The organism is Neotamlana sargassicola (assembly GCF_020523965.1).
GTDB lineage: Bacteria > Bacteroidota > Bacteroidia > Flavobacteriales > Flavobacteriaceae > Neotamlana > Neotamlana sargassicola.
Genome location: NZ_JAJAPX010000006.1, coordinates 157,908 through 170,981 on the forward strand (window position 1 = coordinate 157,908; position 13,074 = coordinate 170,981).

Below are 13,074 nucleotides of genomic sequence, written 5' to 3' on the forward strand. Positions count from 1 at the left end.
TTTTAAGTTTTACTGTGAAACAAAATTAAGCGTTTAGTTAAATAATTAAACCTAAAAAACAATAAAATTGCGGCTGTACTTAAACCTGCCAATAAACCTAACCAAATTCCAAAACTTCCTAAGTTATCTGCTTTACCAAAATACCAACAAATAGGAAAACCAACTACCCAATACGAAAAAAAGGTTATTAATGTTGGTATTTTTACATCTTGCATACCTCGTAATGCTCCTAAAGCTAAAATTTGCAAGCTATCGCTCACCTGAAAAATGGCAGCAGCAATTAATAATTTAGAAGCAATACTAACAACCTCCGTATTATCGACAAAGTTTTTTGCATCATTAATATCTACATATAATTTAGGTAAATGCTCGTGCAAAGCAAAAAACAGTAGCGCAAAACAACAGGCAAAAAGTGCTCCTAGAAAAAATATTGAAAAAGCAATACGACGCAAATCTTTGTAATTCTTTAAACCTTTTTGGTTTCCAACACGTATCATGGCTGCAACATTAAGTCCCATAGCCACCATAAATGTCATCGATGCCAAATTCAGTGCGATTTGGTTTGCAGCCTGCGGGTTTTTACCTAATAAACCACTTAACCAAATAGCTGCTGTAAAAATAGCAACTTCAAAAAACATTTGCATCGCACTTGGTGTGGCGAGGTTTAATATTTTTTTTATCATTAACTTATCAATTACAAAAAATTTAATTTTTGTAACAAAAGGCTTCGATTTATCTTGTTTAAACAATAAATACCATAAATAAAACACCATTATAAAACGCGATGCCAATGTACCATAGGCAGCACCAACAATACCCATTTCTGGGCAACCAAAGTTTCCAAAAATTAATAAATAATTTAAAACCACATTAACCACATTAGCTACAAGGGTGGCATACATGGGGTATCGTGTTAAAGACAAACCATCGCTAAATTGCTTAAATGCCTGAAAAACAATTAAGGGAATAAGTGAAAATGACACTAAATTTAAATACGGAATAGCCAATTCTACCACCTCAATGGGTTGTTTCATTAAGTACATAAATGGTTTCGCAAAAAAGACTAATAAAAACAATAGAATTCCTAAAAACGTACATAAAAATAAACCATTTTTAAAGTAGGCTTTTCCATTTATAAAATCTTTTGCAGCATCGGCCTCGGCAATTAATGGCGTTATTGCAGTTGAAAAACCAATACCCAACGACATGGCAATAAACATAAAACTATTACCTAAAGAAACGGCTGCTAATTCGGCAGTACCTATTTGACCCACCATTATATTATCGATAAAACCAACAAAGGTGTGCCCCAACATGCCCAACATTACTGGTGAGGCAAGCATCCAGTTATACTTAAATTCTCTGGTGTAGTCGCTAAAATTCATGGCGTAAAAGTACACTTAAGCCCATATAAAACCAATTGAACAAAGTATTAAATTCTTAACATATGTTAAAATAATTCTGAAAATCTGATTTAATTACGATTTTTTTTGCTAATTTTGCTATAACGTTTTGACAATCAATAAATTTACCAACGTAAACATAAAGTAAGAAAACTAAAAAGCAAGTATTTTAAAGGGATTAAAAATTTAAGCTAGAAAGTTTTCATAAAAAAGGAGAAAATGTAAATTTTCTCCTTTTTTTTAAATGTTTTTAACCTGTTGTTTTGCTTTTTCAAAGTCGTCAATAATCTCATTTACAATTTCGGAAACTGGTTTTATACTATGAATTAGTCCAGATATCTGACCAATTTCTAGTTCTCCTTCATTTAAATCGCCTTCAAACATCCCCTTTTTAGCTCTTCCTCGGCCCAGTAAAGTTTTTAAATCGTTTACTGTTGGAGCTGTTTTGTATAAGTCTTGAACTTGTAAATAAAAATCGTTTTTTATTAATCGAACTGGTGCTAACTCTTTTAAGGTTAATTGCGTATCGCCTTCTTTGGCGTTAACAACCACCTCTTTAAATTTTTGATGGGCCGAACTTTCTTCGCTAGCCACAAAACGGCTCCCTATTTGTACGCCATCGGCACCTAAAATCATAGCGGCTAACATACCGCTTCCTGTTGCAATACCGCCAGCTGCAATTATTGGAATGTTAATTTGCTCCTTAACCATAGGAATTAAAGTAAAGGTAGTTGTTTCGTCTCTACCATTATGGCCGCCAGCCTCAAAACCTTCGGCAACAATAGCATCAACACCCGCATCTTGAGCTTTTAAAGCAAACTTTAAGCTGCTTACAACATGTACTACGGTAATACCTTTGTCTTGCAACCACTTAGTCCATGTTTTTGGGTTTCCTGCCGATGTAAAAACAATTTTTATACCTTCTTGAACAATAACATCCATTAATTTATCTATCTCTGGATACAACATAGGTACATTAACACCAAAAGGTTTATTTGTTGCTTTTTTACATTTAATAATATGTTCTCGCAAAACCTCTGGATACATACTGCCTGCACCTAAAATACCCAAAATACCTGAGTTACTTGCGGCTGAAGCTAAACGCCATCCACTATTCCACACCATTCCTGCTTGAACAATAGGATATTTAATATTGAATAGTTTTGTAACTCTATTTTCCATTATTGTTTTAGGAATTTAAAGGTTTTTACAGTTTCATTTTGACTCACTTTTACAAGATATAATCCTGATTGTAAAGTTGATAAATCAATCTCCGGAGCTTCAGCGGACACCGTATATTCTCCAACAAATTTTCCTAAAACACTAAAAACCGTTATTTGTAAATCGCCATTTGGTACTTTAAAGAAAACCTTTCCGCTTGACGGGTTTGGATACAATTCTATTTGTAAATTATTTTGAGACTCAACTAATAACCCCGCATTAAAAGCTGCGAATAAATTAGGAATGCCATAACCTAAATAATTGTCTGGAGAAGCATATTGAGATGCCGACTCGCGCACCAATTGCATAATTTCTGCATTAGAAAAATTAGGTAAAGCTTGCCATAAACAAGCTATTCCTCCGGCCAAAATTGGAGAACTAAAAGATGTTCCATTAGCTGTTGCAATCACGTTATTTTCTGTTATTAAAGCACTTGATTGCCCTTGAGCCACAACATCTGGTTTTTGTGTAGGTTGAAAATTACTACCAACAGAACTAAACCATGCAGAATTACCGCTGGCATCGACTGCTCCAACGGTTAAGGTATTTGGTGAATCTCCCGGCGCGGTAATACCATCTTCTCCTTCGTTACCTGCCGAAGTAACCAATAAAAGCCCTTTTTCGAATGCCGTATTTGCACCACGGGAAATAAATGCAGTAGATCCATTCATTTCCGCATCGCTGTAGGTGTAGTTCGCATTATCAAACGCTTTATATCCTAAAGATGTGTTTATAATATCAACACCTAAACTATCGGCACGTTCGGCAGCTTCAACCCAATAACTTTCCTCTACAGGCGTTTCGCTACTTACATCTTCTGTAATAAACAAATAATACGAGGCGTCTGGTGCGGTGCCAACAAACTCGTTTTCAATATATCCAGCCATTGTGCTTAAAACCAAAGTGCCATGATTATGCTGTGAAGTGTTATACACATCTAAATCGCGATTTACAAAGTCGTAAACTCCTTTAATATTACCTGCATTTCGTAAACGTTCGAAACCATCAATCGTGTTAACATTTGGAAATCCGGCATCGAGTACTGCAATAGTAATACCTACTCCTGTATAATCGTTTAAATGCAGATTATTAACATTAATCATTTCTGTTTGATTGGTTGCATTACCATAATTAAACGTAACCAATTCCTCTTGAAATTTATTGGTATTCTTGACTAGTTTTGCTTTCGTAGTATTTAAACTATTGTTGGCAAAATCTACACGTTCCACAAAACTTAAAGCAGATAAAGCATTAATATCTGTTTCGCTCCCTCGAACATGAACAGCATTAAACCATTTAGACTTGGCTAAAACAGTAATACCTGATTGCGATTTAAGTTGACTTATATAATACTCATTTACAGGAACATCACGTACATCAATCGGGATATTAAAATTTTGTTTTCTATCGATTGCCTTTTGAGTTAAAATAGAAATAGGATTAGCTATTGATGCTTCTACGTCTTCTTTGTCTGTTAAATACACCCAAGCATCTTCATTTTGAGAGAAAAGAAAACTAGGGCAAACAAATAAAATTAAAACTAAAAATTTCATGGGGCAGTATGTTATTTACTGCAATTTAAGAAATTACGCCCGAACCGACTAACTCATCGTTTAAATACCAAGCTACAAATTGTCCTTCTGTAATTGCCGATTGATGGTTTTTAAACACAACATACAATCCTTTTTCTACTTTATGCAGAGTAGCTTCCTCTAAAGTTTGTCTGTAGCGAATTCGTGCTTTAACAGGCATGGTTTCATTAGTATTTAATGCCAGGTCTTCTCTTACCCAATGCAACTCCTCATTTGCAACAAAAAGGGCCTTTTTAAATAATCCTGGATGTAATTTTCCTTGGCCGGTGTATATTATATTTTCTTCAACATTCGTATCTATAACAAACAATGGCTCTACTGTACCGCCAACGGCTAAACCTTTTCGCTGACCTTTTGTAAAGTAGTGCGCTCCTTGATGCTTACCAACCACTTTACCTTGATTTTTTGAATATTTTATTTTCCGTGATAAATAACTTAATTCCTCTTCTTTTGAATTAAAGCTTGTTTCAGTTTGGCTATAAACCTCTAAATTGTTTGGGATTTCAACAATTTCGCCTTCTTTTGGTTTAAGCTGTTGCTGAAGAAACTCAGGCAACTTCACTTTACCTATAAAGCACAGTCCTTGAGAATCTTTTTTATCTGCAGTAATTAAATCTAATTCCGAAGCTATTTCACGAACCTCTGGTTTTGTTAATTCTCCTATTGGAAAAAGCGATTTTGCGAGTTGTTCCTGAGATAATTGACATAAAAAGTACGATTGATCTTTATTACCATCGACACCAGCCAATAATTGGTAAACTTCCTTTCCGTCTTTCTCTATTGTGCCTTTACGGCAATAATGACCTGTAGCAACATAATCTGCTCCTAAATCGAGTGCAATCTTCATGAATACATCAAACTTTATCTCACGATTGCATAGTACATCTGGGTTTGGTGTTCTACCTTTTTCGTATTCATTAAACATATAATCTACAATGCGCTCTTTGTACTGAGCACTTAAATCTACTGTTTGAAATGGAATACCTAACTTTTCAGCTACTAGCATAGCATCATTACTATCGTCTAGCCAAGGGCATTCATTGGATATGGTAACCGAATCGTCGTGCCAATTTTTCATAAACAATCCAATAACCTCATAACCTTGTTGTTGTAACAAATAAGCTGCAACACTTGAATCTACACCTCCGGAAAGCCCTATTATTACCCGTTTCATATATACCAATTTTTAGGCTGCAAATATACGCATAAATATCATTTTTTAACCTTCCCAACTTAATGACCTAAAGGTGCGGAAAAACAACTTTTGTTTAAATTTTAACAAATTTTAATAAACAAAAAATTAATTCTGTTTAATTTTTAACTATTTTTGTTAAACAAAATAAAATCTAACAACATGAAAAAGTTAAATTTCTTAAAACCATTAGTAATTGTATTTGCTCTAATCTTATCATCTTGTAATAGTGATGACGAAGGCACTACCCCACAAGAATTAAACATTGTAGAAACCGCCCAGAGCGTTTCAGATTTAAGTATTCTAGTTGAAGCTGTTATACAAGCAGACTTGGTAGATGCTTTATCTGCTGCCGGTGATCGAACAGTTCTAGCACCAACTAACGCTGCATTTACATCATTTTTAAGCGACAACGGTTTCAGTTCGCTATCGGAAGTTCCAGATGATGTACTAACTCAAATTTTATTAAATCACGTTATTCCAAGTGTTAACATTGAATCGTCTGCATTAATTGGTAACACAGGTTATACCACAACAATGGCAGATGGACCTAGCTCAACCAATTTGAGTATTTTTTATGACGGCACATCTGGAGTAACTTTTAACGGAATGGCAACAGTTACAACTGCAGATGTAAGTACATCAAATGGTGTCGTGCACATTATTGATGAAGTTATTACGCTACCAACAATTGCTACTTTTGCTACAACTAATTCGGCATTATCTACTTTAGTTAGTGTTTTAGCTTACGCCGATACTGGTAGCCCAACTGTACCTTATATTGAAACAGTTTCGGACAGTGAAGCGGGGCCTTTTACTGTTTTTTCGCCAACTAATGATGCGTTTACTAATTTACTAGAAGAACTTGGTGTTGATGAGTTAACAGATATTGATAAAGATACCGTTGATGCTGTTTTATTAAATCATATAGTTAATGCAAATGTACAATCTAGCCAACTTACGTCTGGAACTGTTACTACTCTTGGAGGCGATGTAACTGTTGATGCTACAGCTTTTACAATTACAGATATGAATGATAGAGTAAGTAATATTATTACAAGTTTAGTTGATATACAAGCTACTAATGGTGTTGTTCATTTTATAGATAAAGTAATTTTACCTGCGCAATAAAAGGGAGAAAAATTGATTATGAAAAAGAAATAACGCCTTAAAATTAAGGCGTTTTTTTTATTCTTTTTGGTTTAGCACTCATATCTTTTTCTTCAACTAAATTACCATTTTTATAAAATTTCCAAATCCCTACTTTTTTGTCATTTTTATAAAAGCCTTCAGAAATTAATCCTCCTGAATTATTATAATATTTTGCCTCTCCATTAAACATATCATTTTCGTAATTAATTGATTTTAATAATATTTTACTATCGGTAAACCAATTAGCGAGACCATGCAATTTACCATTTACATACTGTTTTTTCTCAGCTATAATTTCGTTTGGATAATACACTAAGCGTTCACCATGTAACTCTCCGTTTTTGTTGTAATTCTCTAATGTTAAAAGAGCATCACTATTTTTTTGATAATATTTCCAAGTTCCAATATATTTTTTACCATCCATTTGGCCTTCGCTAATAACTTTACCCGAAGATGCTAAAAACTTTACTTCGGCTATGTTATTGTCATGATTAAATTGTTTAGTCGCCGATAAAACAGCTTTTCCGTCTATCTTTTTATAAAATTTAAAAAGTCCCGATTCTTTACCATGAAAAAACGCCCCTTCGTAACGTAAAACTTTTGTATCGCCGTAATACTTTTTGTAAACACCATGACGTTTTCCGTTAGGATCTAATTGATTAATGCTTTGCGAAAACCCTAAAAAATTAATAAAGAAAACTAATATTAAAACAAATTTAAAAACGTTCATAAATATTCCTTTTAAATAGATTAATACTTACTTTTTAATTGTTGAAAATTAAACGACAAATTTAATACCAAATTGCATAAATAGAAAAAGCTGCTATTAAAATTTTAATAGCAGCTTCTTAAAATACGTATAAACAAAATTACTTGCGCTTGTTTTGTTGTGCTTTTTGTTGTTGTTCGGCTTGCTCCATCATTTCAGCCATTTTTCGTTGAAAACGATTTTGCTTACGCGGCTGTTTCTTTTTCTCTTGAATTTGGGCGTGTATTTTATCTTCGTCCAAAATAAAGTTTTTTATTACAAGGATAATTCCAATACTAATTAAGTTCGAAATAAAATAATATAAACTCAACCCTGATGCATAATTATTAAAGAAAAACAGCATCATTATTGGTGAGAAATACATCATATATTTCATCATTTTTGCCATATCGGGCATACCTTCTTGTTGTGGTGCGGTCTGTACATTTTGCCCTGTAGTTAATCGCATGTAAAAGAATATAGCTACAGATGCTAAAATTGGAAACAAACTTACGTGGTTACCATAAAAAGGAATATGGAATGGTAAATCTGCAATAACATCGTAAGACGATAAATCGTCTGCCCAAAGGAAACTTTTTTGTCTTAAATCGAAGGCTGAAGGAAAAAATTGAAATAACGCATAAAATACAGGCAATTGTATTAAAGCTGGTAAACAACCCGCCATTGGGCTAGCACCTGCTTTGGTTTGTAAAGCCATTGTTTCTTGTTGCGCTTTCATCTTATTATTCTTGTACTTTTCGCGTATAGCATCTAACTCTGGCTTTAAAATTTTCATTTTTGCCTGAGACAAGAATTGCTTGTATTGTACAAACGATAAACATATTTTAACTAAAATTGTCATTACAATAATAGCTATACCGTAAGGCAACCAATTACCTAACATACCAAATAAAGGCATGAAAATGTAACGGTTTATCCAACCAAAAATACCCCAACCAAATGGTACAATTTCATCTAAATTACGGTCGTAAGCGTTTAAAGTTTTAAATTCACTAGGACCAAAATAGAAATCCATTGGTTGATTAATTTCGCCACCTTGCAGCTCTAAAGGCATTTTTGCAGCGAAGTATTTAGTATAAACTGTATCTATTTCTTCGTCTTCAACTAAATTTTCAGCTTTAATGTTTGCTGTTTTAAAAGCTTTATCGGTAAGTAAAACCGATGTAAAGAAATGTTGCTTATAGCCAATCCAGGTAACATCTTCTAACTCGTCATCTGCATCTCTTGCACCTGTATAATCGGCTTTTCCACCTTCGTATTCGTAATGAATGTCTGTATAACGATTTTCGTAAGAAATACTTTTAGCATGACGATATCCTTTTAAATCCCAATTTAAATTGATGTTTTGAGAACTGTTAATTACATCGCTTAAGCCTTGAGAACGGATGGTAAAATCCATCATGTAATCGTTATCTTTAATTTCGTAACGGTATTCTAAAAATTTACTTTCTGAAACTTTTAGCTTCATAGACACAACAGTAATATCTTCATTTTTAGTTACTGTTGGTACAAAAGGTAAATCTTTAGTATTTAAAACACGGCTATCTGTAGTTCCAAAATTAATATTGAAACCAGAGTTGTTATCTTTTATTAAATAGATAGGAACCGAATCGAAATCAACAAACTTTTTTAAGCGTACTTCACTTAAATAACCGCCTTTATTACTAAATTTTAAAGCTAATAAATCGCTCTCAACAGTAGTTTCGTTGTTAGATGATTGTGTTGCAGAATATGCAAATGCTCCTAATTTGTTTTTAAGCTGCACTAATTGAAGTGAATCTATTCCGCTGCCTACATTATAGGTTTCGGCATCGACAACTTTAGTTTCATTAGCTTTCTTCTGGGCTTCAACTTTTTCTTGTTTTGCTTTTTCTTCAGCTTCAAGTTCTTCTTGTGTTGGCTGGTTTTGCCACAACATGTACATTAAAATACCAAAAATTAGTATAAAACCAATTATCGAATTAATGTCTAACTTCTTTTCTTCCATCTAAATTATATTCGTAAATATTAAAAAATTCCTGCCATTACACAGGAATATACTTAGCTTATCAAAAAACTAACCAGTTTTATTTTTGTGCCAAAGTGGCATTTTTATGTTTCTTTTTATAATTACAAGCTGCCTTAATAAATGCCACAAATAATGGGTGCGGATTTGCTACTGTACTCTTATATTCTGGGTGATATTGCACACCTATAAACCATGGATGTTCTGGTAATTCTACAATTTCTACCAATCCTGTATCTGGGTTTAAACCAGATGCTACTAGGCCAGCTTCTTCCATTTGAGTGCGATACGCACTGTTAAACTCGTAACGGTGACGGTGACGTTCCTTTATGCTTTCGGCTTTATAAATATCTCTTGCCATACTTCCCATTTTAAGGTCGCAATCCCAAGCACCTAAACGCATAGTACCTCCCATTTCGGTAATATTCTTTTGGTCTTCCATTAAATTAATTACTGGATTGTCACAATCTGGAGCCATTTCGGTAGAATTTGCATCTTTTATTTTTAATACATTTCTAGCAAATTCTATAACTGCCATTTGCATACCTAAACAAATCCCTAAAAATGGAATTTTATTTTCACGCACAAATTTCACAGCATCAATTTTACCTTCAATACCACGTTCTCCAAATCCTGGAGCAACTAAAACACCATCTAAATGCGATAGTTTCAGTTTAATATTATCGCTACTTAAATATTCACTATGAATAGATTCGATATTTACTTTAACCTCGTTTTCAGCTCCAGCATGAATAAAAGCTTCTAAAATAGATTTATATGAATCTTGTAACTCTACGTATTTACCAACCAAACCAATAGTAACTTCTGATGTTGGATTTTTATGACGTTTTAAAAACTGATTCCAACGCTCTATATTGGGCTCTGTACTTTTTAGATTTAATTTTTTTAAGACAACCTTATCTAAACCTTGATCTAGCATTAAATTAGGCACATCGTAAATGGTTGAAGCATCGATAGATTGGATTACCGCTTCTTCCTTTACATTACAGAAAAGGGCTAATTTTCGGCGCAAATCGTGAGGTAAATCGTGCTCGGTTCTACAAACCAAAATATCGGCTTGTACACCACTTTCCATCAAAGTTTTTACACTATGCTGTGTTGGTTTTGTTTTTAGCTCCCCAGCTGCCGATAAAAATGGCACTAAAGTTAAATGAATAACAATACCGTTGTTTTCTCCTAAATCCCAACGTAATTGCCTAACGGCTTCTATATATGGTAAAGACTCAATATCACCAACTGTACCACCTATTTCGGTAATAATAATATCGTAATCGCCAGAATTACCAAGGCTTTGTACGCGTGCTTTAATTTCATCAGTAATATGCGGAATAACTTGTACCGTTTTACCTAAAAACTCGCCACGACGTTCTTTTTCAATAACGCTTTGGTAAATGCGCCCTGTTGTTACATTGTTTGCCTGACTTGTTGGCACGTTTAAAAAACGCTCGTAGTGGCCTAAATCTAAATCGGTTTCGGCGCCATCATCAGTTACATAACATTCGCCATGTTCGTATGGATTTAAGGTTCCAGGATCTACGTTTATATAAGGATCTAGTTTTTGAATGGTTACGCGGTAGCCTTGAGCCTGTAAAAGTTTGGCTAACGATGCCGCAATTATACCTTTACCTAAAGATGATGTAACCCCGCCAGTTACGAAAATGTATTTTGTTGTAGTTGTCATGTTGCGCTTTTAAACGCAGGCAAATTTACAAAATTAAACCAGTTAATAAAGCAATTAAGTTTAGTTATTTACTTAGGAGTTGTTAACAAGTCTTACTGTTTGATTTTCAAAGAATTAAAAATCAAGAGTTTTTATAATTTTTAATTTTAGTTTAAATAGTTAATTGCACTCAATTGAGTCTATAATTATCCCAAACAATTAAATTATCTTTGCAATCTATATTAGAATTTTATGCGCATTGATATTATAACGGTTTTACCGGAATTACTTAAAAGTCCTTTTGAAGCTTCAATTTTAAAGCGAGCTATTGAGGCTGATTTGGTTGAAGTTCATTTTCATAACCTACGCGATTATAGTAATAACAACTATAAAAGTGTAGACGACTACCAATTTGGCGGCGGCGCAGGCATGGTTATGATGATTGAACCTATTGATAAATGTATAAGTAAACTAAAGGAAGAACGCCATTACGACGAAATTATTTATATGACACCCGATGGCGAAACCTTAAACCAAGGTATTGCCAACCAATTATCGTTAAAAGAAAACATAATTATTTTATGCGGACATTATAAAGGTGTAGACCAACGTGTGCGCGATCATTTTATAACCAAAGAAATATCTATTGGCGATTATGTACTTTCTGGTGGCGAATTAGGTGCTGCTGTACTGTGCGATGCTGTTATACGGTTAATACCTGGCGTTTTAGGAAATGAAACCTCTGCCCTAACCGATTCGTTTCAAGATAATTTATTGGCACCTCCAATTTATACCAAACCTCGCGAATATAAAGGCATGAAAGTTCCTGAGCTATTATTTAGCGGTAACTTACCGGAGATTGAAAAATGGCGCGAAGAACAAGCCTACCAGCGTACCAAAGAGCGTCGTCCAGATTTATTAGAAGATTAAATCATGGAAAATCCTGAAATTGTAACCATTCCAGAAACGTTACTTGTTGGTATGCAAACTAACATGTCGCTTACAGAAAATAAAACCTTTAATTTATTTTCTGCTTTTATGCCTAAACGAAAAACAATTAAAAATGCTATTAATACAGATGTTTTTGAAATATGCATATATAAGGATGGTTATTTTAAAAACTTTAACCCGAACAACACATTTACAAAATGGGCGACTTTAGCAGTTAAAAATTTTGAAAATATTCCAGAGAATATGGAAACTTTTAATATTGAATCTGGTTTGTACGCTAAATTTAATTACAAAGGTTTACCACAAGAAATAGGTGGTTTTATGGGATATATTTTAGGAACTTGGTTGCCAAACTCTGCGTATATTCTAGACCATCGACCACATTTTAATGTTCTTGGAGATTCTTATAAAAGTAATGCCCCAGCATCGGAAGAAGCTATTTTTATTCCTATAAAGCCAAAAACATCCTAAAAAGCTGTGTTAAGGATAGTAACGGCATCCTTTTTTGAAGTATGAAAAAAAGATATAGTGGATAGCCTGACCCCGAGATAACGGGGTAACACCAAAAGCATTAAAATTTTAAAACTTTTACTTTTTAGTTATAACTTTTTAATTATCTTTGCAGCCAATTTCGGGTTAACCTCTGGCGAGAATCGTGAATGTTGTTTCGAATTAACTCATAATTAATATTTTAAAGATATGGAATCTTTAGTAAAATTTGTACAAGACGAATTTGTAACAAGAAAAGAATTTCCAGAGTTTAGCGCTGGAGACACAATAACAGTTTACTACGAAATTAGAGAAGGAGAAAAAGTACGTACTCAGTTCTTTAGAGGTGTAGTAATACAACGTAGAGGTTCGGGAACTTCTGAAACTTTTACAATTAGAAAAATGTCTGGAACTATTGGTGTAGAACGTATTTTCCCAGTGAATTTACCAGCATTACAAAAAATTGAAGTAAATAAGCGTGGTAAAGTTCGTAGAGCTAGAATTTACTACTTTAGAGGCTTAACTGGTAAGAAAGCTAGAATTAAAGAAGTAAGACGCTAATATTATACTGCTTTTGCAGATTTAAAAGCCTTGGTTTATAGCCAAGGCTTTTTGTGTT

The 13,074-nt window shown here is 33.7% G+C and carries 11 protein-coding genes; 4 read left to right on the top strand and 7 right to left on the bottom strand.

Annotated features, from left to right (window positions below; all coding sequences use genetic code 11):
* Positions 1–2 precede the first annotated feature (2 nt).
* The 4 genes from LG651_RS14185 to mnmA all read right to left on the bottom strand — a co-directional run bounded on the left by LG651_RS14185 (position 3) and on the right by mnmA (position 5,390).
* Positions 3–1,385 (bottom strand): MATE family efflux transporter, encoded by a 1,383-nt coding sequence (locus LG651_RS14185; protein ID WP_226696769.1) that lies wholly within the window; start codon positions 1,383–1,385, stop codon positions 3–5.
* 258 nt (positions 1,386–1,643) lie between these two features.
* On the bottom strand, positions 1,644–2,585 hold the full coding sequence (locus LG651_RS14190; protein ID WP_226696770.1) for an NAD(P)H-dependent flavin oxidoreductase: 942 nt from the start codon (positions 2,583–2,585) through the stop codon (positions 1,644–1,646).
* Positions 2,585–4,177, bottom strand: a complete 1,593-nt coding sequence (locus LG651_RS14195) for a S8 family serine peptidase (RefSeq protein ID WP_226696771.1) — start codon at positions 4,175–4,177, stop codon at positions 2,585–2,587. The genes LG651_RS14190 and LG651_RS14195 overlap by 1 nt, the downstream gene beginning before the upstream one ends.
* A gap of 25 nt (positions 4,178–4,202) precedes the next feature.
* Positions 4,203–5,390, bottom strand: coding sequence for a tRNA 2-thiouridine(34) synthase MnmA (gene mnmA, locus LG651_RS14200; RefSeq protein WP_226696772.1), 1,188 nt, complete (start codon positions 5,388–5,390; stop codon positions 4,203–4,205).
* Between the two features lie 180 nt (positions 5,391–5,570).
* Between mnmA and LG651_RS14205 the strand changes: the two genes are divergently transcribed.
* Positions 5,571–6,539, top strand: coding sequence for a fasciclin domain-containing protein (locus LG651_RS14205; RefSeq protein WP_226696773.1), 969 nt, complete (start codon positions 5,571–5,573; stop codon positions 6,537–6,539).
* A 43-nt stretch (positions 6,540–6,582) separates the two neighbouring features.
* Here LG651_RS14205 and LG651_RS14210 read toward each other — a convergent pair whose 3' ends face one another.
* The 3 genes from LG651_RS14210 to LG651_RS14220 form a co-directional block, all read right to left on the bottom strand.
* On the bottom strand, positions 6,583–7,290 hold the full coding sequence (locus tag LG651_RS14210) for a toxin-antitoxin system YwqK family antitoxin (RefSeq protein ID WP_226696774.1): 708 nt from the start codon (positions 7,288–7,290) through the stop codon (positions 6,583–6,585).
* Positions 7,291–7,429: 139 nt separating this feature from the next.
* Positions 7,430–9,316 carry a membrane protein insertase YidC gene (gene yidC / locus LG651_RS14215; protein ID WP_226696775.1) on the bottom strand — a complete coding sequence of 629 codons (1,887 nt, stop codon included), beginning with the start codon at positions 9,314–9,316 and terminating at the stop codon, positions 7,430–7,432.
* A gap of 79 nt (positions 9,317–9,395) precedes the next feature.
* Positions 9,396–11,036 (bottom strand): CTP synthase, encoded by a 1,641-nt coding sequence (locus LG651_RS14220; protein ID WP_226696776.1) that lies wholly within the window; start codon positions 11,034–11,036, stop codon positions 9,396–9,398.
* A 231-nt stretch (positions 11,037–11,267) separates the two neighbouring features.
* Between LG651_RS14220 and trmD the strand changes: the two genes are divergently transcribed.
* The 3 genes from trmD to rplS all read left to right on the top strand — a co-directional run bounded on the left by trmD (position 11,268) and on the right by rplS (position 13,016).
* A complete protein-coding gene (trmD, locus tag LG651_RS14225; RefSeq protein WP_226696777.1) occupies positions 11,268–11,945 on the top strand; it encodes a tRNA (guanosine(37)-N1)-methyltransferase TrmD in 678 nt (225 codons plus the stop codon).
* A gap of 3 nt (positions 11,946–11,948) precedes the next feature.
* On the top strand, positions 11,949–12,437 hold the full coding sequence (locus tag LG651_RS14230) for a GyrI-like domain-containing protein (protein WP_226696778.1): 489 nt from the start codon (positions 11,949–11,951) through the stop codon (positions 12,435–12,437).
* A 228-nt stretch (positions 12,438–12,665) separates the two neighbouring features.
* Positions 12,666–13,016, top strand: a complete 351-nt coding sequence (gene rplS / locus LG651_RS14235; RefSeq protein WP_044632442.1) for a 50S ribosomal protein L19 — start codon at positions 12,666–12,668, stop codon at positions 13,014–13,016.
* The last annotated feature ends 58 nt before the right edge of the window (positions 13,017–13,074 follow it).

Excerpts from the sequence above, each read along its gene's own strand:
- mnmA (WP_226696772.1), bottom strand. The coding sequence starts at position 5,390 with ATGAAACGGGTAATAATAGGGCTTTCCGGAGGTGTAGATTCAAGTGTT.
- LG651_RS14195 (WP_226696771.1), bottom strand. The coding sequence starts at position 4,177 with ATGAAATTTTTAGTTTTAATTTTATTTGTTTGCCCTAGTTTTCTTTTC.
- trmD (WP_226696777.1), top strand. The coding sequence starts at position 11,268 with ATGCGCATTGATATTATAACGGTTTTACCGGAATTACTTAAAAGTCCT.
- yidC (WP_226696775.1), bottom strand. The coding sequence starts at position 9,316 with ATGGAAGAAAAGAAGTTAGACATTAATTCGATAATTGGTTTTATACTA.
- LG651_RS14230 (WP_226696778.1), top strand. The coding sequence starts at position 11,949 with ATGGAAAATCCTGAAATTGTAACCATTCCAGAAACGTTACTTGTTGGT.
- LG651_RS14205 (WP_226696773.1), top strand. The coding sequence starts at position 5,571 with ATGAAAAAGTTAAATTTCTTAAAACCATTAGTAATTGTATTTGCTCTA.
- LG651_RS14220 (WP_226696776.1), bottom strand. The coding sequence starts at position 11,036 with ATGACAACTACAACAAAATACATTTTCGTAACTGGCGGGGTTACATCA.
- rplS (WP_044632442.1), top strand. The coding sequence starts at position 12,666 with ATGGAATCTTTAGTAAAATTTGTACAAGACGAATTTGTAACAAGAAAA.
- LG651_RS14210 (WP_226696774.1), bottom strand. The coding sequence starts at position 7,290 with ATGAACGTTTTTAAATTTGTTTTAATATTAGTTTTCTTTATTAATTTT.
- LG651_RS14190 (WP_226696770.1), bottom strand. The coding sequence starts at position 2,585 with ATGGAAAATAGAGTTACAAAACTATTCAATATTAAATATCCTATTGTT.
- LG651_RS14185 (WP_226696769.1), bottom strand. The coding sequence starts at position 1,385 with ATGAATTTTAGCGACTACACCAGAGAATTTAAGTATAACTGGATGCTT.